14 protein-coding genes are annotated in these 21,858 nt (G+C 40.1%); 1 reads left to right on the forward strand and 13 read right to left on the reverse strand.

Annotation, left to right across the window (positions count from 1 at the left end; genetic code table 11):
* Window positions 1–546 precede the first annotated feature (546 nt).
* The 13 genes from hisS (LI951_RS09870) to hutI all read right to left on the reverse strand — a co-directional run bounded on the left by hisS (LI951_RS09870) (window position 547) and on the right by hutI (window position 19,537).
* Entirely contained in the window at window positions 547–1,845 is a 1,299-nt protein-coding gene (gene hisS, locus LI951_RS09870) for a histidine--tRNA ligase (protein ID WP_229442026.1), read from the reverse strand.
* A gap of 837 nt (window positions 1,846–2,682) precedes the next feature.
* Window positions 2,683–3,561 carry a YitT family protein gene (locus LI951_RS09875; RefSeq protein ID WP_229442027.1) on the reverse strand — a complete coding sequence of 293 codons (879 nt, stop codon included), beginning with the start codon at window positions 3,559–3,561 and terminating at the stop codon, window positions 2,683–2,685.
* 27 nt (window positions 3,562–3,588) lie between these two features.
* The gene (hisS, locus tag LI951_RS09880) at window positions 3,589–4,866 is read right to left on the reverse strand and encodes a histidine--tRNA ligase (RefSeq protein WP_229442028.1); all 1,278 of its coding nucleotides are present in this window, start codon (window positions 4,864–4,866) and stop codon (window positions 3,589–3,591) included.
* Between the two features lie 109 nt (window positions 4,867–4,975).
* The gene (gene hutH / locus LI951_RS09885) at window positions 4,976–6,520 is read right to left on the reverse strand and encodes a histidine ammonia-lyase (protein WP_229442029.1); all 1,545 of its coding nucleotides are present in this window, start codon (window positions 6,518–6,520) and stop codon (window positions 4,976–4,978) included.
* Between the two features lie 62 nt (window positions 6,521–6,582).
* On the reverse strand, window positions 6,583–7,920 hold the full coding sequence (locus LI951_RS09890) for a bifunctional folylpolyglutamate synthase/dihydrofolate synthase (protein ID WP_229442030.1): 1,338 nt from the start codon (window positions 7,918–7,920) through the stop codon (window positions 6,583–6,585).
* A 79-nt stretch (window positions 7,921–7,999) separates the two neighbouring features.
* A complete protein-coding gene (locus LI951_RS09895; RefSeq protein WP_229442031.1) occupies window positions 8,000–9,328 on the reverse strand; it encodes an APC family permease in 1,329 nt (442 codons plus the stop codon).
* A 102-nt stretch (window positions 9,329–9,430) separates the two neighbouring features.
* Window positions 9,431–10,045, reverse strand: a complete 615-nt coding sequence (locus LI951_RS09900) for a HutD family protein (protein WP_229442032.1) — start codon at window positions 10,043–10,045, stop codon at window positions 9,431–9,433.
* Between the two features lie 21 nt (window positions 10,046–10,066).
* Window positions 10,067–11,743, reverse strand: a complete 1,677-nt coding sequence (locus LI951_RS09905; RefSeq protein ID WP_202067961.1) for a formate--tetrahydrofolate ligase — start codon at window positions 11,741–11,743, stop codon at window positions 10,067–10,069.
* 27 nt (window positions 11,744–11,770) lie between these two features.
* Entirely contained in the window at window positions 11,771–12,397 is a 627-nt protein-coding gene (locus LI951_RS09910; RefSeq protein WP_229442033.1) for a cyclodeaminase/cyclohydrolase family protein, read from the reverse strand.
* 13 nt (window positions 12,398–12,410) lie between these two features.
* Complete coding sequence (gene ftcD, locus LI951_RS09915; RefSeq protein ID WP_229442034.1) at window positions 12,411–13,310, reverse strand: glutamate formimidoyltransferase; 900 nt, start codon at window positions 13,308–13,310, stop codon at window positions 12,411–12,413.
* 58 nt (window positions 13,311–13,368) lie between these two features.
* On the reverse strand, window positions 13,369–13,905 hold the full coding sequence (locus LI951_RS09920) for a folate family ECF transporter S component (RefSeq protein WP_229442035.1): 537 nt from the start codon (window positions 13,903–13,905) through the stop codon (window positions 13,369–13,371).
* A 1,130-nt stretch (window positions 13,906–15,035) separates the two neighbouring features.
* The gene (locus tag LI951_RS09925; protein WP_229442036.1) at window positions 15,036–18,116 is read right to left on the reverse strand and encodes an AAA family ATPase; all 3,081 of its coding nucleotides are present in this window, start codon (window positions 18,114–18,116) and stop codon (window positions 15,036–15,038) included.
* 149 nt (window positions 18,117–18,265) lie between these two features.
* Window positions 18,266–19,537 (reverse strand): imidazolonepropionase, encoded by a 1,272-nt coding sequence (hutI, locus tag LI951_RS09930; protein WP_202067957.1) that lies wholly within the window; start codon window positions 19,535–19,537, stop codon window positions 18,266–18,268.
* A 221-nt stretch (window positions 19,538–19,758) separates the two neighbouring features.
* Here hutI and LI951_RS09935 point away from each other — a divergent pair, with 221 nt between their 5' ends.
* The gene (locus tag LI951_RS09935; RefSeq protein WP_229442037.1) at window positions 19,759–21,783 is read left to right on the forward strand and encodes a urocanate hydratase; all 2,025 of its coding nucleotides are present in this window, start codon (window positions 19,759–19,761) and stop codon (window positions 21,781–21,783) included.
* The last annotated feature ends 75 nt before the right edge of the window (window positions 21,784–21,858 follow it).

Raw genomic sequence — 21,858 nt, forward strand, 5'->3', positions numbered from 1 at the left:
ACATTCATTTTTTACTCATAATTTGAATGCTTTGATTTTGAAGGTCCGATGTCCATTATTCCTACCATGCTTGATAACAGGATAATGGCACTCCCTTTCTTGTTTGACAACATTCATTTTTTACTTATAATTTGAATGCTTTAACTTTGAAGGTCCGATGTCCATTATTCCTACCATACTTGATAACAGGATAATGGCACTCCCTTTCTTGTTTGACAACATTCATTTTTTACTTACAATTTGAATGCTTTAATTTTGAAGGTCCGATGTCCATTATTCCTACCATACTTGATAACAGGATAATGGCACTCCCTTTCTTGTTTGACAACATTCATTTTTTACTCATAATTTGAATGCTTTGATTTTGAAGGTCCGATGTCCATTATTCCTACCATGCTTGATAACAGGATAATGGCACTCCCTTTCTTGTTTGACAACATTCATTTTTTATTAGTTAGACACTGCTTTTGTTTCTAAACAGATTCTCTCTGCTGAAACAGCCCCTTTTTCTTCGTTTCGTTTTTTTACCATATTTACCTGTCGTTATCAATCAAGCATAATCGTTGTCATCTCATCATAGACTTCATTAAAGCGTTCATAAATATCAACCAGCTTAAATGCTTTTTCTTCACGGCTGACCATATTTTTCACATTAACAATTCCTTCAACCAGTTCACTCTCACCGATCGTTAATACCAGCTTTGCATTGAGCTTCGCTGCCGTTTTAAATTGGGCCTTCGGTTTACGACTCATAAAATCGCGATCCGCAGAAAAACCAAAATTTCTAATTACTTGAACCAGTTTCAGCGAAGCAATATTTGTATCCGCACCAATACCGACAACATAAGCATCAATCTCATTAATTTCAGGAATGATGATTCCTTCCGCTTCCATTGTGAGCAAAATCCGCTCAATCCCCATGGCGAAACCAAAGCTCGGTGTTTCCGGTCCCCCAAGTTCTTCGACCAGTCCATCATAGCGGCCACCGGCACAGATCGTTGACTGTGCCCCCATGCCTTTTGCTTCACTCATGATTTCAAAAATCGTATGTGTATAGTAATCTAATCCGCGAACCATATTTTGATCGATTACATAAGAAATTTCCAATTCATCCAGCATTTGCAGTACCGTTTCAAAATGTTGCTTAGATGCTTCATTTAAGTAATCCAGAATAGAGGGGGCATCTGCTATGATCGCCTTATCTTTTCTATCCTTACTGTCCAACACACGTAATGGGTTTTCGTACAGTCGCCGTTTTGAATCTTCACTAAGCTCTTCGGCTTTCGGTTCAAGATAATCGATCAGTGCCTGACGGTAAGCAGCACGGCTGTCTTTATCTCCTAAAGAATTGATGACTAACTTGATCTCGTTGATGCCTAGTTGTTTGAAGAAATCCATCGCCATTGCCATACTTTCTACATCAACAGCAGGATTATCGCTGCCAAACGCTTCAACACCGATTTGATGGAATTGACGCTGACGCCCTGCCTGCGGGTTTTCATAACGGAACATTGGTCCTATGTAAAATGTTTTATATGGCTTCGCATATTCAGGCCCAAACAGCTTGTTTTCAACGAAGGCTCTGACGATCGGTGCTGTTCCTTCCGGACGCAGTGTCACATGCCGATTTCCTTTATCATAAAAATCATACATTTCTTTAGAAACGATATCGGTTGTATCACCCACACTTCGAGCAATCACTTCGTAGTGTTCAAAAATCGGCGTGCGGATTTCCTGATATTGATAATCTCTGAAAAGCAAACGTGCTGTTTCCTCAACAAACTGCCATTTCTCTGTTGTCCCCGGCAGCAGATCATATGTACCTTTTGGCTTTTGATAATTCATCTGATTTTCCTCCATTTCTCTCTCATTGATTCAATTGGCTGACAATGAAAATAACTAATTGTTGTTGTACGATTGGCAAAACGCTCGATTACTAAACATTATTAACATGAAAAGGACAGCATCAACTAACTGGGATTTCTTATCCTCGACACGTCAAACTTCTTGTTATCTCCTGATAAATAAAAAATTCGCCCTTGTATCATCTACAAGGGCGAACGAATCATTCATACGCGGTACCACCTAATTTTGAAAGATTGCTCTCTCATCTCAACGATTAACGCTCGTAACGGAATGGCTTTTCTTACATTCATCTCAGGAATGTCTTTCGATTTCTTTTGCGGAGCTGCTTTCAGCCAAGGCCTCTCTCTCTTTTGACACAAATAAGAAATTTACTCGTTCCTTCATCGATTTTCAATATTACATACAAACTATAAACTACTAGAGATTTTCATGAAAGTCAAGTGGTATTTTAATGATTCCCAAAGATTTCTATTTCCCGCCGACAGCAAGATAAACTCTTCTATTTCCAACGCAACGGATCAGTCTATCTAAACAGTAAAGAGTCAGCCAGCTATACTGAAAAAGAACAAATACCTCACGAAATCATTCCGAGACTTGTTCTTTTATGTTTTACTGATTTTTTACTTTTTGATAAATCATCGGAAAATGTCAATATTCAATACTGCCATAGAAAAAAGCAAACTTTACAGCAGCTCTGCCAGTCGAAGTGAGAATAGTTGATTTTAACATAGAAGGCTGCTGCTGAAATCTTTATTAGATACAAAATCAATCAGGTCTTTAGCTGTTTTAACTTCATCAATGAAATCATCCTTTGCGCTACACAATGTCCAGCTCCTTGAACTGGCTTAAAATCTTCACGTCCTGCGATACACTGACAAATGCGTGCGGGTCAACCTTTTTCATAATTTTTTCAAGCAGCTCCATTTCATAGTAGGTGATGATGGTGATTAAAATCGTTTGCGGTTGATGATCGTAGGCACCTTCTGCCTGTGGAATCATCGTGATTCCTCTAGTCAATTGGGTCTGCAGTCCCGGAATGACCAGCTCCGGCTTTTGTGTGATAATCATCACCTGCACCTTTTGATGCTTTACATAAACCAAGTCAGTAACCTTCCCGCTGACAATAATGGAAAGCAGACTGTAAAAAGCATAGGGCCAGCCAAATAAATAGCCTGCAGTCAAAACAATCAATCCATTGATAATCATAGAAATTGCCCCAACACTTTGACCGGTCCATTTACGCAAGATAATGATAACAATGTCCAGACCTCCTGTAGACAATCCATACTTCAGGGCCAGACCTAATGAAAAGCCATTGACCGCTCCACCAAAAATCGCACAAATAATCGGATCTGTAGTTAGTGCGACGGAGGGTAAAATTTGAATAGCAAAAGAAGCGCTGGTAACACTGACGATCATAAAAATAACAAGTTTCCGATTGAGTTTAAACCAGGCAAGAATAAATAAAGGAATATTCAACACATAGTAAATAACTGAGATAGGTAGATAAAATGAGCCCCAGCGTGTAACAACAGTGGAAATGATCTGGGATAAGCCAGTAATTCCCCCAGCATATATCCTTCCCGGCTGCCAAAACAAGTTTAATGCAATTGAGTATAAAAATGCGTAAATCAAAATAACCGTTAATTTTGTAATCATTTCCTGCCAAAAATCTTTGTTTCTTAACATCCTCATTGTTTTCGCCCATTTCATCTTATATTTCTAAACGTTATCAAAATAAGCTGTTAACTGCGTATAGGGAATACGCAGCTCTTCACCGGAATGCATATCCTTCAAAACCACCTGTGCATCATTTACTTCATTTTCACCAATAATCGCAACAATCTTTGCATTTAGTTTATTTGCTTTGCGAAGCTGATTTCGAATCTTTTGGTAGGAGATATCCCGCTCAACGATCAATTTCGCTTTTCTAGCTATTTGTGCAACCTGTTGCGCATAGCCGTTTCCGGAAGGTGCCAGACAAGCAACATAAACATCTATCTCTCTGGAACCCGGAATGCTTCTCCCTTCAGCTTCACTTGCAAGCAGCGCCCGCTCGATTCCCAGTGCAAAGCCAAAGCCTGTATCTACAACAGCCGGTCCTCCAAATTCACTAATCAAACCATCATAACGTCCCCCGGCACAAATCGTTGTAAGCACACCATTAAAGGCAGCTGCCTCACTCATAATTTCAAAGACAGTGTGATTATAATAGTCCAGTCCACGTACCATACGATGATCCACGCTATACGAAATATTCGCAACCTCCAGCAGTTGTTTAACTTCTTCAAAAAATAAGCTGCTTTCTTTGTCGAGGCTGTCTAAAATAGATGGTGCCCCTGTGATGATTTTCTGATCCCTTACATCCTTACTGTCTAGTACTCGAAGGGGATTTTGATAAAGCCGCCGCTTTGAATCCTCACTCAGCTGTTCTTCAAATTGTGTCAAATAATCAATCAATGTCTGACGATACTTTTTACGGCTTTCTCGGGTCCCTAAAGAATTGATGACCAATTTCGTTTCATTGACCCCTAAACAGTTAAAAAATTCTAAAGCCATCATCATCGTTTCTACATCAGTTGCGGGATTACTGCTGCCGATCACTTCTACGCCAATCTGATGAAACTGCCGAAGCCGCCCAGCTTGAGGTCGTTCATAACGAAACATAGGCCCCATATAATAAGCCTTAAATGGATGACTGTGTTCAGGTCCATAGAGCTTGTTTTCCACATAGCTTCTTACAAGAGGGGCTGTTCCCTCCGGACGCAGTGTGATATGACGGTTGCCTTTATCATAAAAGTCATACATTTCTTTACTAACAATGTCTGTACTTTCTCCTACACTTCGAGCAATCACTTCAAAATGCTCAAAAATCGGTGTCCGTACTTCATGAAAATTATAGCGTTGAAAAACCTCTCTGGCAGCAGCCTCTATATACTGCCATTTTTCTGATTGCCCGGGTAAAATATCAATGGTTCCTTTTGGTTTTTGATAGTGCATGTGATGTTCCCCCTTTTTAAGGTTATTGTATATAAACGAAGATATGGCAAAACAAGCAGGGGTGCGCATCATTTTTAGCTGCTGACTTTTCCTGCTTGTCTTTTTTGCTCTAGTTAAATTGGATGTCTAAAGTGACTGCCTGTTCTACGGCTGCTAATAATTTTCCGTCAGTTAAAGCATTTGTCGCTTTATTTAGTTCTTCATAGATTTCAATATCCTTATCGTTTTCAATAAAGTTAACGACTTTTCTAAATTGTTCATATGCAACCTTTGTTCCTTTACCAAGGTCTTTTTGCTGCTGTTTTATATCAAGCGCTTGACAAGCTGCCATGATTTCAGTTGCAACAATTCTACGGGAATTCTTAATAATCTCCGCTGCTTTTCTTGCCGCTGTTGTTCCCATACTGACAAAATCCTCCTGATTTTCACAAGAAGGGATAGAATCTACACTGGCCGGATGAGAAAGGATTTTATTCTCTGAAGCTAGAGAGGCGCAAGCATATTGTGTAATCATAAACCCAGAGTTCAATCCGGGATATTTTACCAGGAATGAAGGCAGCTTACTTAATTGGCTGTTCACCAGACGCTCAACGCGGCGTTCAGAAACATTTCCGATTTCAGAAGCAGCAATCCCCAGAAAATCAAATGGCTGTGCCAATGGTTCACCGTGAAAGTTTCCGCCTGAAATCACTTCACCGGTTCTAGTGATAATTGGGTTATCTGTAACTGAGTTGAGCTCAACTTCAACCTTCTCTTTGACATAGGCAACGCTGTCTTTGCTGGTTCCATGAATTTGCGGGATACAGCGCAAAGTATAAGGGTCCTGTACTCGATCAGCAGTTGCCACAGTAGTGTATGCACTGCCTTTAATCAGCTGACGTATATTCTTTGCAGTGGCTAATTGACCATTTTGAGGGCGAATGGTATGTAAATTTTCTGCAAAAGGGCTTGAGATACCATTGTGTACCTCCAAGGATAATGCACCGGCAATATCCGACAATTTCAATAACTCAATTGCATCATAGGTTGCTAGAGCACCCACCCCATTTAATACTGTCGTTCCGTTAATAAAGGCCAGGCCTTCTTTAGCACTCAACTGAATAATCGGTAAGCCTGCTTTTTCCATAGCTATCTTGCCCTGCAATAATTCACCCTTATAGTAAGCCTTTCCTAAGCCAAGTAAAGGTAGAACCATATGTGCCAACGGTGCTAAATCACCTGAAGCACCTAAAGAGCCTTTCTCCGGAATAAATGGATGCACACCGCTATTCAGCATCCCTAACAAGGCTTCGATCGTACTTAAGCGAATACCTGAATATCCTTTAACCAATGAATTTACCCGAATCAGCATGATTGCCCGAACAACATCCTCCGGAAAGGGGTCGCCATAACCACATGCATGGGTACGAATCAAATTTTCCTGAAGCTGTACGGTATCTTCTTTTGAGATGCTCACATTACAAAGAGAGCCAAATCCTGTATTGACACCATAGACAACCCGGCGCTCTTCCACTATTTTATCTACAATCTTTCTTGAAGCAATAACCTCTTTCTTCGCCGCTTCATCTATTTTACAAATGACACCTTGGCGTGCAACCGCTGCCACGTCTTCTAAGGTCAAACTATCTCCATCTAATATTAATACATTTGCCATTTCATTTTCCTCCTCGTCAAAATTAATTTGACTCCGTCTTATTTTAATCAAAGCAAACACACTTATTTCTTTTTACTCTGCTTCGCTGTTTCATTTTTTGTTTCACTGATCAGAAGCTGTCTGACCTGAGAAACAAAATAAAGCGAACCGGTGACAATCAAAAGCTCATTTTTATTCATGGTCTGTTTGAAATGATGGATCAATTCCTGCCAATCAGCAGCATGGGAAACTTCCGGATACTCCTTAAACCAGCTTTCATCAAAGACCATAGCCTTTGGATAAGAAAAGGTTGTTACATATACGCGGACATTCGGAATTGCTTGAAGCAGTAAAAGCATTTTCTGAATATCCTTTGTCACCAAAGCAGAAAATAGAATAAACACCTGCTGATGGCAAAATTCGTTCTGAATCGTTTCGACCAAGCGCTCAACTGCCGCTTCATTATGCGCGCCGTCCAAGATAATCAATGGTGTCTGATTGACAGGCTCCATTCTAGCCGGCCATTGCACTCGTAAAAACCCACGATAAATATTGTCAGAACACACCGGCAGCTCGTTCAATTCACAAAATAATTCATACAAGCAAAGAGCAACGCCGGCATTTTCGATCTGGTGTCTGCCTGCAAGCGGCAGACGCAGATCATACAGAGAGAGATTCCGACTATAATAATGAAAGAGCTCTCCCCAAAAATCTGCAGGGTGTTCATAGCTGACCTGAAAGCCTTCCCCTAAACAGTATAACTGACTTTGTTGTTTGCCGGCTTCTTTCTGTACAACTCTCAAGGCTTCTTTAGGGAGAGGACCCGTCACAACAGGTACATACGGTTTAATGATTCCTGTTTTTTGACCGGCAATATCCGTCAGCGTCTCCCCCAAAATATCTGTATGATCTTTTCCAATCGTCGTAATTGCCGTTAATAACGGGTGACAGACATTTGTGCTGTCCCAGCGTCCCCCTATGCCGACCTCCATAATCAATACATCCACCTGCATATTGGAAAAGTAATCAAAAGCCATTACGGTCAATAATTCAAATTCTGTTATTCCTTTTGTTTCCTGTACCTCATCCAGCCGCATAACTAATGGTTGATATTTTTCAACATAGGCGATTAACTGCTCATCAGAAATCGGCTGTCCATTGATTGACAGGCGTTCATTAAAACACTCAATATAAGGGGAGGTAAAGGTGCCTACGGACAGACCTGTTTCCTGCAGCAAACAGCTCAAGTAGGTAACAGTAGATCCTTTCCCGTTAGTCCCGCCAATATGAATCGTGGGGACATTTCTTTCAGGATGTCCAACCATTTTAAGCAAACGGTTCACACGACGCAATCCCGGACGCTGACCAACAGGTATTCTCCGGTGAATCCAGGCAATTGCTTCCTCACTGCTTATTCTCATTCTCCCCATCCTTGCGTTTAAGCACATAATCTTTTTTTCATTATGGCTTTCCAGTTTCTGCTATCTTTCGATTCGCTAATCAAATTTCTCCATCGGCAGCTTCATTTTTACGATTCAATACAAAATATAAAATCGTTGCAACAACAATACCAACAATACCGGAAATAATATTAATTGGATCAGCAGCAGCCAGCATCCAGATACTAACAATAATGGATAGGATTGGAATTACCGGACCAAATGGTAAGCGAAAGGCCGGTACGTGATCCATCCCTTTTTTGCGCAGCCAGATAACGGATAATGCGGTAGGAATATACTGAATAAAACGAAAGACAACACTTAATTCCGCAAGCTGCTCAAATGAGCCGCTCAACAGTAAGATTACCGTTAGTACTCCTGATACGATAATAGCAACGATGGGAGCGCCGCGCCCATTTTTTCTGGCAATCATTTTTGGCAGCAAGCCTTCATCAGAAATTGAGGCACCATATCGAGGAATCATCACGGAATCACCCATGTTCAACCCAGCAATGGAAACTAATGCCCCAATGGAAATCAGCCATTTTCCTGCTGGACCAATCATTTTTACAAACGCATCTTGAACAGGTGCGTTACTTTGTAAAATGCCTGTTCCCAGCATAGCAATCGTTCCGGAAATAATTATAAAATATAAGATCGAAACAATACTAATCGAACCAATAATTGCGATTGGCACATTTTTCTTGGCATTACGCATTTCTCCAGCAACAACCGGCAGCGCTTCAAAACCAATAAAGGCATAAAAAACAGTTAACGATGTTGAAGCCATTGCCTGTGATAGTGTCATATCCGGATTCAGTTGTAGAAAGGGTGTAAAGTTTCCTTCAGAAAACCCATGTCTAATAAAGAAAAGGCTGATAACTGAAAAGGCAATAATCGGAATCAGTTTTGCAATCGTAATCGTAATCGTAAAAATCTTTGATGTTTTAATCCCAAAGCTGTTGATCAAGGATAAAAACAAAACAAGTAAAATACTAATAATGGTATTCTTTCCTTCTAAGCTGGGAAAGGTCACAATCAATAATTTAGCAAAGCCGGCAGCCATAGCTGACCAGGCGATAATCGTGACAAACCAACCCAATAAGCCCACGTTGAAACCTACAAGGTCTCCAAAAGCTGTTTTAGAATACTGAAAAGCACCGCCATTTTTGTTAAAATACCCAGCTACCTCTGCAAAACAAACAGCCAGCATCAATACTAAAACAGCATCCAGCAGCATAGCGATCAAGGAGGCCGGTCCCAGATCCCTGTAAATCGTTCGAGGCAGCAGGAATATCCCTGAACCAATTACTGCATTAATCCCATATAATGTTGCACCATTCAAACTAAACTTGGACTTTTCGTTTTCCATCTCCTGATTCTTGTCCATATTTTTCTCCTCTCTGGCTGTAATCCACTAACAGTCAGTAGTTTTTTTAGATTAAAAAAGGTAACGCTTTCAAATGTTCATCTTAGCGTGAACATTTTTAAATCATTCGCTCATTCGCGCAATAGTTGTCCAAATTGCCAGTGGTTCACGATGCGTTCTTTTCTTCGGGATTGCTGCCAATAACAGCTGGAATGTATGTTCCGAGAAAAGTATGCTCTCCTCACCGCAAAGCTGCAGTGACGAAATACATTCATTTTTTTCAAAAATCTCCACCAACACATCTGTTAACGCATAAAATAGATAGGTTTTACCAGGCTCGATAAAATAAGGCTGTTCCTTCATCAAAGCAATCATTTCCCCAAAATACTCCGGTCGATAAATTAGATTGAAATCCCGGCATTTTCCATAGCTTGTTGTCTTTTGACCACCATCAAAGCAGTGGCTCTCAAATGGCTGGAGAATGACTCTTTCTACTGTATCAACTGGATATACATGTTCTAATGTCAAAGATTGCTCAATCGGCATAATTAAACGCTTATAGCCGGGTAACTCGCTGAAAGTAGTTGTTTCCAAATCAACTCTTGCACTAGACACTCGATAGTCAAATTTACCGATTTGATACTGCCCCTCTGGAGGGGAAAGATAGATTTCCGTTGTCTTTCCGCCGCTCCAGTCAGAGACATGATACTCTTTTGAGGTTAATCTACAAATTCCCATGCAGGTCTCTAAACATTCTGGCTAAAACAGACCAGAGATATTCCCATCTGCATCAACATCAATACGTTCAGCTGCCGGTGATTTGGGTAAGCCCGGCATTGTCATGACGGCACCTGTTAATGCAACAATAAAGCCGGCACCTGCTGAAACTTTTAAGTTTTTGATTGCCACAGTGAAGTCCTTAGGCGCCCCAATGAGACTGGCATCATCAGAGAATGAATACTGTGTCTTCGCCATACAAATCGGATAGTTGGAAAAGCCCAGTCGTTCCAGTTCCTGCAGCTCTCTACGAGCAGCAGGAGCTAATTCAACCCCCTGACCCCCATAAACCTTTTGGACGATTTTATTTAATTTTTCTTCAATACTATCAGATAGCTCATATACGTAGCTAAAGGTATTCGTCTGTTCTGCCAATTCTATGACCTTCTTAGCCAACGTTTCACCGCCAGCACCTCCTGAGCCCCAGACATCAGATAATACAACCTCTACGCCGCGATCCTCACAGGCTGCATGAACTGCTTGTAATTCAGCTTCTGTATCTGTCGGGAATTTATTGATCGCTACAACCACCGGCAGACCATAGACATTTTGAATATTTGACAGATGCTTCTCCAAATTAGGCAGACCATTGATCACAGCTTCGACATTTTCTGCTCCCAATTCTGTCTTTTTAACACCGCCATGCATTTTCAGAGCGCGAATAGTTGCCACCAATACTACAGCATCCGGTTGTAAATCAGCCAGTCGGCATTTGATGTCAATGAACTTTTCCGCACCTAAATCTGCACCGAAGCCTGCCTCAGTTACAGCATAATCAGCATATTTCAAAGCCATTTTTGTTGCCAGTACACTATTACAGCCATGAGCGATATTGGCAAATGGTCCACCATGGATAAAGGCTGGTGTTTGCTCCAATGTTTGAACTAGATTAGGATGAATTGCCTCTTTCAGCAGAGCAGTTAAAGCCCCTTCAGCTTTCAAGTCACCTGCAGTGACGGGCTCTCCGGTAAAGGAATACGCCACAATAATTTTGCGTAATTTTTCTTTCAAGTCAACGATATCCTTTGCCAGACAAAGGATTGCCATAATTTCCGATGCTACCGTAATGTCATAGCCATCTTCTCTAGGAACGCCGTTGACTTTTCCCTGAAGGCCATCTACAATATGACGCAGCTGTCGGTCATTCATATCCACTACACGTTTCCATGTAATCCGTCGGGAATCGATCCCTAAGCTGTTGCCTTGATGGATATGATTGTCCAGCAAAGCTGCCAGTAAATTATTAGCTGCTCCGATAGCATGGAAATCACCAGTAAAATGAAGGTTGATATCTTCCATTGGAACCACCTGGGCATAGCCGCCGCCAGCAGCACCTCCTTTAACACCAAATACAGGTCCTAATGAAGGTTCTCTCAAAGCAATAATTGCATTTTTTCCAAGCTTTGTCAGTGCATCAGCCAACCCGACTGAGGTTGTGGTTTTCCCCTCTCCAGCTGGTGTTGGAGTAATAGCAGTAACCAGAATCAATTTGCCGTTTTTCTTATCTTTTAAGCTCCCTAATTGATGAACGTTGACCTTTGCCTTATATTTTCCGTACAAAGATAGATTTTCTGCATCAATTCCGGTTTTTTCAGCGATCTCCTCAATTGGTTTCATTTGAACCGTATTTGCAATTTCAATATCTGATAAATGAGTCATCCTATTTATTCATCCTTTCCATCTAAGCTAAACTATCTTTAAAATTTCTGCATAAATCTCATCTGCCAACCGACAGCCTTCTGTTAAAATCTTTTCACCAGTCATGCGGTATTGCTTCACAAATTCTTCATTCTTGATCCCTGAAAGATTGATCAGTACATTCAGCCAAGCTCCTTGCAGTGCAGATTTTAAATTCAGCGCTGCAACACCCAAATCACTGGCAGCATTCACATTAGATTTACCAACTGCTTCTTTGGTAATATGAAGTGCACAAACAATTTTCTCCATCATCTGATAAGGGGTTTTAGCAGCCCCCTCCAATGCTGTCTGCATAGCCTCTCGTCGTTTGGCTTTTTCATCGTCTGTTTCTTTCGGCATAGAGAAAACAGCTGATACGGCGTTAAACGCCTCTGTATCTTCGTCAATTGCCCGCAGCAGCTCCTCTTGTGATTGGGCAGCATCCGTCTGACATTTTTTCATAAGTGCATCAAATTCTGCATATTTCTTCTTACCCACCGTTAATTCTGCAACCATTTTCGTCAATGAGATCCCCATTGCCGCTGCTAATGCTGAAGCAGAGCCGCCGCCGGGTGCCGGCTCGTCAGAACCAAGTACCTGCATAAAATCAGTTACAGTCAAGTCAACCAGTTTCATTTTTTTCCTCCTCCTAGTTTAATAAATGATTTTCTAAAACTTGTTTACCATAATCAAAATCCTCAACCTGCAGATAATATTCCGCACAGTCAATCAGCGCCTTTGCCGGAGTTAAACCAATAACCTCTGTTCCGATAATATTGACACCGTAGCGTTTTGCTTCAAAACGAATCGTTTCAACAACACGGTAAAGGGGCGTTCCTTCAAAGTTCACCATATTCATGGATACTTGTGCAATATTGCGTTCCTCCAGCATTACACCGATACCTTTACAATACTTAAAACCGCCGCTTGAGCCGCGAACAATCTTTGCTATATTATTTGCAATGGTAATATCATCTGTGTCTAAATTCACATTGAATGCCACCAGCGGCATTCTTGCACCAACAGCAGTGACACCCGCAGTCGGATGGATTTTTCTTTCACCAAAATCGGGTGCCCATTCTTCTTCCTGTAATTTTTCCGGCATTCCTTCAAATTGACCTTTACGCACTCGCGCCAAGTTTACCCGATTTGGTGTGCTGGCTGATTCTTCATACAAGAAAATAGGGATATTTAATTCATCATTGATTCTTTTTGCTACCTTTTTAGAAATTTCTACACATTCCTCTGTCGTGATATCCTTAATTGGAACAAACGGTACTACATCAGTAGCCCCCATTCTTGGATGCTCACCTTTTTGCTTAGTCATATCGATATGCTCGCTTGCATATTTTACTAATTGAAAAGCAACCTCCTGAATACTATTTTCATCACCCACAAGAGTAAAAACACTGCGGTTATGACTACTGTCAGAAGAGTAGTCCAACAACGTTACGCCACCTACACTCTTCGCTGTTGTTACCAGTCCGTCGATTATTTTCTGGTCGCTTCCTTCACTGAAGTTAGGGATGCATTCAACTAATTTTGCCATTTATACTCATCCTTCCTTTTGCTTCTCTCTATTTTTTCAAACTCGGCCGACGATAACGTCATACCATGTTTCTTGACACATCATTTAATACCGTTTTCATGTTCCTTTGACTAAATAAATATTGACCGACCATAACTTTTATCGGTACAACAATCATTTCTTTGCCTATCCGTAATGGTAAAAGCTCAATGATCGGCAGCTTCAACATCAAATTCAGCCAAATAGGTGTTAAAATTAAGCTGATGATAACCATGACTGCGACTTGAGCGGTAATATTACGTTTAAGCGTCACTTCCTTTTTATGGAAAAACAGGCTGTAGATAAATGGTGCTAAAAATGCATTGATCGTAAATCCAAAGAAAAATGCTGCCTTCGGAAATAAAATCATTCCGATGATATCTGCAATTGCTCCACCTGTTCCTGCAAACCATGGCTGAAATAAATACCCCATAACCATTAACGGTAAAAAAGAAAAACCAATTCTGATAATACTGGTTTCAAAAGATAGAAACCGAGTTGCCACAACTGACAAGGCAATAAGTAGACCCATAAGAGCTATTTTTCGTCCCATTGAATAACCGTCTGCTTTATACAAATCTTAACCTCCTCCCCGCGCCAGACAGCGCTTTCAAACCAAAAATATCACTGTTCTTTTCGAGTGTCAACATAGGTAAAATCCAGATTTTTTGCCGGAATTTGCTGGTTTTTTGACAAAAAAAAAGACTATTTTTTTCAAACTAAAAAAGGCTCTTTTATTTTAGAAAAATAATTTGACACTTTTTTGACAGCTGTGAATAGAATAGACGGAGCTGCTCAAATGAAGCTGCAATAATTAAGTGCTTTTTTAATTTTTTTTTAAATCGATGGCAAAGAACAACACCACAAAGTGACTGTCAAATCACTGAGAAAAAAATACAGACAGATTTAGAAGATTTTAAGAAAAAAAGAAGGACAGATTCCTTTAAACCAAAAATCAGGTTCTATCATGTATTTTGACGTTTAATAGATTACTTGAACTCCCTAAAAATAAGTGAAATTTTATTTATTTTTAACCAAATTTTAATCTTATTTACACAAAAATCCGTAAAGAATGATCATTGGATCAGCAAAAAAAATGATTTTATTAGCAGATTTTGGCAGTACATCTTCTAAATTCATTATAGAAAATGCTCTTATTTAATTTCATAGGGCAACTTTTAATAAGACTGATACTTCTCTGGCGATAAATATAGTTGATTCAACAAACAATAATCAGTGAATTAGGAGACACTGTTAACTACGTAAAAAGAGAGGACTGCCATAATTCATTTCCCATAAGTAAAAAGGGAAAATATTCAACTGTCTATTTCCAAATCACCTATACTATTTCGTCAAACACAGGAAGCTTCTAGCAGTTATTCGTTAAAAGATAATAACTCCCTGTTTTCCTAAGTAATTTATTAAAATATTAGCTTCTGAGGGATAAACCATACTATTTAATTATCAGTTATAAACCTTTTCCTAAAAAATCAGAGAGAGGTTGTGACAGAAGTGTTCTGTCTCAAGAAATAAGTCGAACTATACGAAAATAGCTACTCATATTTTCAGTATAGTTCGACTTATTTCCGAAGAGACAGCTTCTGGAACACCGTTTATTCGGTTTTAGGGATCTCAGATATACTTATGTCACAGTCTCTCTCTTTTATCCCAATATTTATTCAAATTTAATACTTGCTTACCTATATTTCAGACTGATTCATTTACAGAAGTAGATGGTAACAGCTTGGTAAACAATTCCTCTAGCACCTGTAGTTCATAGCGATCGCGATAAACGCTCAGACTGGCTGTTGCTTTTTCATAGTAGTAGCTTTCACTATGTGCTAATAAGACTGCCAGTGGTTTATCTGCAATTTGTTGATGGACTAGCTGATGCTTGACCAAAGCTTTCACGAAATAGACGATACCGGCATCTCGAGGATTTGAAAAGGTATCTAGATATTCTTTAGAGTTTATCAAAAATTTATGGACTGCTTCGTAATTTTCTTCCTGCAAATCGATCAGAGCAGTATATGCATTTAGCTGTATTTTTTTCCACAAGGAGGGCAACTTCGTATACAAATTTTGAGCTTTTTCAAAATATTCCCTTGCACGCATATAGTTTTTTTGTGCAAATAATGCAATGCCCATGTCAACATAAAATACAACCAAACTAGAATAAACTCCAGTTCCTTCACAAAGAGCCAGTGCCTTTTCCTGAATAGCCACAGATTGGTTGACATTTCCACGTAATCGTTCAATTTCAGCCAGGTAGTCGTAAGCTGCAGCAATATTTACGGCATATTTCTTCTTAATGGCTTCGGTGATCGTAAAGGTGGTAATCGACTCATAAAAAAGTCGTTCTGCCTGCTCTTTATCACCGCTCATCAAGTAGTACAATCCTTTTAGACGTAATAATATTCCGATAGATTCATGGTTGTTTGCTTTAATAGAGGCATTCATTGCCAATTCGATATAATGAAACATATCAACAGCATTATCTGTTTGAATGTAATAATAAATCATCTGGCGATACCCTTCCAGTAAGTATTCTTCATTATGGAAGCTTTTGGATTTGAAAATCACCCGTTGGATGTTTTCGATCCCTTGGTTGTAATCACCGCAATGAATGAGGTAACGACCTTCTAAATATAAAAATTTAACCAATAACAGCTGATATTTTTCGGTCTGTTCATGGTGCGCTTCAAGGTCAGCCAGCTGCTGTCGAATATTCCTAAAACGCTCAAAAGTATATTCCTGTTCTACATCTATTGTCCTATTCCCTCGGATTTCCTGACGATTGTATACAGGAAACAGCTCATGCTGAAATTTGAAAAAATTCTGCAAATAAGCCAACTCATACTCAAGCGATTTTAATTCTTGTTTTGCTTTCCGATAATGATAGGCAATTTTTGATAACAGCAGCGGATCACTTGACTCTAGCGGAACCTGCTCTTCCAGAATCACCGCAATTTTTCCGTGAAGGATTCTTTTTTTAGCTACCGACTGATTCAGATAAATAAACTCTCGCAGCTTTACATGTGTAAAGCTGGCGTGACTTTCTTCCTCATACAGTTTTTCTTCCAAGATATTTTTATTAACTAATCTATCGATGGCATCGATAATGACCAGCTGATCTTTTCCCAAGAGCTGAGCGATCAATGAAATCGGGGCCATATCATAGAAATAAGATACAATATCAACCACCTCTTTTTCTACAGGGGATAAATAAGAAAAACGATTTTTTATGGCGTCCTGCATTTTAACAGTCATAACATCCAGATTCATGTTCATTTTTAACAGCCCAATGTACTCAACTAAAAAGAAGGGATTCCCTTCGGTATAATCGAACAAATGGTTCATCGTCATGGTATCAATCGGTAGATTGCCCAGCTGCTTTTGGACAAATGCTATGGTTTCCTGTTTAGAAAATGGTGCCAGCCTAATCGTAAGCAGCTTTTCATAATTGATAACAGTTGCCATGAAATTTTCGATATCCGTTTGATACCCAGTCCGTAAGGTTAAAAGGAATAGAGCTTCCCCATGCTTCACATGCAGCATTAGGCTGGTCAGCAACCCGATACTTTGCACATCCATCCATTGAATATCTTCTATAAATATAATCACTTTTTTTGTTTTGCTGATTTTTTGCAGTACTTCCAAAATAACCTGTGATAAATAATTGATATTACTCTTTATTTCTGTCTCGATATAGTCGGCTTCTTGTGGAGCATTTGTTAAACTTGGGAAAAATTTGGCAACTGTTTCCTGCCATAAGATGCAGTCAACTAAGCATTCCTCTTCGATGATTTGTGTAATTTGTTCAATGAGCCCTCGCCAAGGACGCAGCAAATGATCTTTTTCAGCTTGATAACAGGAGACTTCCAGAATATGGAAATCCTCCTGAACATTTGTGAGTACTCGTTTACTCAAGGCACTTTTCCCTACACCGGCATCGCCGACGATCAGTGCAGAATGATAGGGCTGATCTTGAGAAAATAAATTAAAGTTTGTTTCCAGCTGTTCAATTTCAGCCGTACGCCCAAAAAATAGCGTCGATGCCTTCCTTATCTTATGCTGCTTTTTATGATTAACAATTGCCAGTGTCTTTTCATAAATTGCTTTTGTTTCGCTATTTGGCAAAATTCCCAGTTCCTGTTCCAATAAGCTGGACAGCTCATAGTAAGTTTCAATGACTTTTCCAAAGCGCTGATTATCTTGATAATACTGCATGAGCAGCTGATAGTTTCGCTCGTCAAATTCATCAATAGCAATCAGCCGTCGAATATTTTCTTCTACATGGGTCAATTCATTGTTATGAAGATCCTGTTCAATTTTTTGATAGCAGGTTTGAACAAACCTTTGTTCATAAAAATTCTGCATTTTTACGACCCATAGATCAAATGCCTCGGAATCCTTTAAGAAAAATCCCTTCAAAAAATCATCCTGATACAAATCGAAATGCGCAACAGGATTTGATAAAAAAGAATTGATATCGCTTTCAATTTCCAATGACTCATTCAGGGTCAAAATTGTTTTGTTTGGAGAAACAATATAGTCATCACCAAGGACCTTATTAGCTTGATAGATTGTATTGCGTAGATTCTTTTTGGCACTTTTTTCTGATTTATTTACCCATAAAAGTCCGGCAACCTCATCTCTGCTAGCTGTTTTATTCACAACCAAATAATAAAGAAGCGCATTTATTTTAGAGAACGAAAAAAGAATGGGCTGTCCATTCAAAAAAATCTGGGGCGTACCGAATAATTGAAAATATACTGTATCTTTCATCCTATTCACCTTCTTTTCCAAGTCTCTTCTGTTTATTTTACGACAAAACAAACAGAAAAGACAGCATGTTAAAACCCGTTCATAAAGTAAACCCAATCAAAAAGGTTTTCTCTTCAGAACTTCAGGAGAAAACCCTTTTGATCTTTGTTTTATGAATTAACCCGCTGCCGTTCCCGTACAATAAGTTTTCCGGCTTTGTAGACTTCAGAAACTAAATTTGTCGCAAAGAAATACAATGGGAAATCAATATTGGGTGTGTCAAAAATAGCAATATCGGCTTGCTTCCCCCTATCCAGACTGCCGACTGTCTCATTTCTGGCAACAGAATATGCAGCATTAATCGTAACTGCGTTAAAGACCTGAATTGGCGTCAGGTGCATCATAAAACAGCCAAGCTGCATGATGAATTGTAAATTGGCTGTTGGACAGCTGCCAGGATTACTATCGGTCGACAGACTAATTGCCATCCCCCTGTCAATCATTTTTTGCGCCGGTGCATAAGTATCCTCCATCAAGCTAAAGGTTGTTCCCGGCAAAAGGTTGCCAATAACGTGATTTTTGCTCATTTTCTCAATTCCTGCATCTGTAGCCTTCATTAGATGCTCAGCACTGACCGTTTTAAGCTCAGCTGCCACATCCACTCCGCCAATCGAATCAATTTCATCTGCATGTATCCGCAACTTGAAGCCCAGCTCTTTTGCTGCTGTCAACAACCGTTTTGATTCCTCTGCCGTGAATACCCCGGTCTCACAAAAAATATCACAAAACTCTGCCAAATTCTCAGCTTTTACTTTCGGCAGCATCTCATCAATCAGCAGATCCAAATAGCCAGCTGGATTTTCCTTGTATTCAGGAGGTACCGCATGGGCACCCATAAAGGTTGAAACTAAATCAATATCATGGGTATCATTCAAAGCTTTAACAACCTCAAGCTGACGTTTCTCTGTTTGCCAATCTAAGCCGTAGCCGCTTTTTGCTTCTACAGTTGTAACGCCGTGAACAACCATTTGATTCAAAAGCTGTTCAGATTTTTTCAATAAGGTCTCAAAAGAAGCCGCTCTGGTTGCACGAACGGTACTTAAAATCCCCCCACCTCCAGCGAGAATATCCAGATAACTGACACCCGCTAGTTTTTTTGCAAACTCATTTTCACGACTACCGCCATAAACCAAATGAGTATGGCAATCAATCAGGCCCGGTGCAGCAAATTTCCCTGTATAATCAATTATTTCTGTTTCCGAATCAACCAAGGTACTATCCGGTTCGCCACTTCCGACCTTCAGAATTTCCCCATCCTTAATGGCAATATAACCATTATCAATGAGCGTTCCCTCAGACATCTCAGCACCTCTAAGCGGATGCCCTTTGTCTACCGGACAAAAGACTTGACTAAAATGACATAAAATTTTATCTGCTCCCATACATATACGCTCTTCTTTCTCTAGTAAGATTTATACTCATTGAATCATTTTCGTGTCTAATTTCTGTCAAAAAAAAGAAAGCGCTTTTTAAACAGCAGTCTTTCTTTATAATAATATCTATAGACATTTCGTTGACAAGCACCGTTTACACTAGGGAAGTAACCAGCCTTGGAGGTTTTTCCAGGGAGAATATAAAGAGTTCAACTAGGAGGAGAAAAACAATGGTCCTATACAAAGAAATCGAGGCAGCAATGACGATCAAGCTGGATGACGTACTACCGGAAAAAACAGTTTTTCAAGAAGGGATTCGTCGTGCACCAGATCGAGGCTTCCGCTTGAGCAGGGCACAGACAGAAACCGCATTGAAGAATGCACTGCGCTATGTTCATCCAAAGTACCACGAAGAAATAATCCCAGAATTTTTAGAAGAGCTGAAAACAAGGGGCAGAATCTACGGCTATCGCTGGTATCCAAAGGAACGCATCCACGGGAAGCCGATCGATGAATATAAAGGACACTGTGTCGCAGCAAAAGCTATGCAGGTAATGATCGATAACAACTTGGATTTTGAAGTAGCTTTGTATCCCTATGAGCTGGTGACCTATGGCGAAACGGGACAAGTCTGCTCGAACTGGATGCAGTATCAGTTAATTAAGCGTTACTTGGAGAATATGACCGACGAACAGACATTGGTTGTTGAATCGGGGCATCCTTTAGGCCTGTTCAAATCTAAAAAAGATGCCCCGCGTGTCATCATCACTAATGGTCTGTTGATCGGTGAGTATGATAATATCGAGGACTGGGAAATCGCAGAACAGATGGGAGTTACTAACTATGGACAAATGACTGCAGGCGGCTGGATGTACATTGGTCCTCAAGGAATCGTTCACGGGACATTCAACACGCTGTTAAACGCGGGACGGTTGAAATTAGGGATTTCCGATGAAGGCGATTTAAAGGGAAAACTATTCATTTCTTCCGGCTTGGGCGGTATGAGCGGCGCACAAGGAAAAGCCGGAGAGATAGCGAATGCTGTAGCAATTATTGCAGAAGTGGATCGTTCAAGAATTGATACGCGGCTTGAACAGGGTTGGATCAGTAATGTTACTGAGACACCTGAAGAAACCATGATACTTGCAACGGAATATCTGGAAAAGCAGGAATCAACGTCGATCGCTTTTCAGGGCAATATTGTTGATTTGCTGGAATATATCGATCAAAAGAACATTCATGTAGATCTGCTATCGGATCAGACGTCTTGTCATAATGTCTATGAAGGCGGTTATTGCCCAGTGGGTGTTTCTTTTGAAGAGCGTACTCGATTGTTGGCAGAAGATCAGGAAACATTTAAAACACTTGTGGATAAAACTTTGGCTCGTCATTATCAGGTCATTAAATCATTAACTCGCAAAGGGACTTATTTCTTTGATTATGGTAATGCATTTATGAAGTCAATTTATGATTCCGGGATCAAAGAGATCTCTAAAAATGGTGTAGATGATAAGGATGGCTTCATCTGGCCTTCCTATGTTGAAGATATCATGGGCCCAATGCTGTTTGACTATGGTTATGGACCCTTCCGCTGGGTTTGTCTGAGTAGAAAACATGAGGATTTAGTTGCAACGGATCATGCAGCAATGGAGGTTATTGATCCAACCCGTCGCTATCAGGACCGTGATAACTACAACTGGATTCGTGATGCAGAGAAAAATCAGCTGGTTGTAGGGACTGAAGCACGAATTCTTTATCAGGATGCAATGGGACGTGTGAATATTGCACTAAAATTCAATGAAATGGTTCGTGAAGGCAAGATCGGTCCAGTAATGCTTGGGCGAGATCACCATGATGTGTCAGGTACAGATTCACCATTTAGGGAAACATCCAATATCAAAGACGGCAGTAATGTTACCGCAGATATGGCAACACAGTGTTATGCAGGGAACGCAGCAAGAGGTATGAGCTTAATCGCCTTGCATAATGGCGGCGGTGTTGGAATTGGCAAGTCAATCAATGGCGGCTTTGGTCTTGTTTTAGATGGCAGCGAGTTATGTGATGAAATCATTAAATCTGCCATTGCCTGGGATACTATGGGTGGCGTTGCCCGACGTAATTGGGCCAGAAATGAGCATGCGATTGAGACATCAATCGAATATAACAAATCACGGGCAGGCTCAGATCATATCACCATTCCTTATTTAGCAGATGAGCAGCTTGTTGACAAGGCAATTAGCAGTTTATTCAATTAAATAATGAAACACACTTAAATGACTCTGCTCCTTCGTAAATTTGAGTGTGTTTTCTTTTAAAAACTTAGGGAGTTT

The sequence above is a fragment of the Enterococcus sp. BWT-B8 genome (genome assembly GCF_020567625.1).
In the GTDB taxonomy this organism is placed as follows: Bacteria; Bacillota; Bacilli; order Lactobacillales; family Enterococcaceae; genus Enterococcus_L.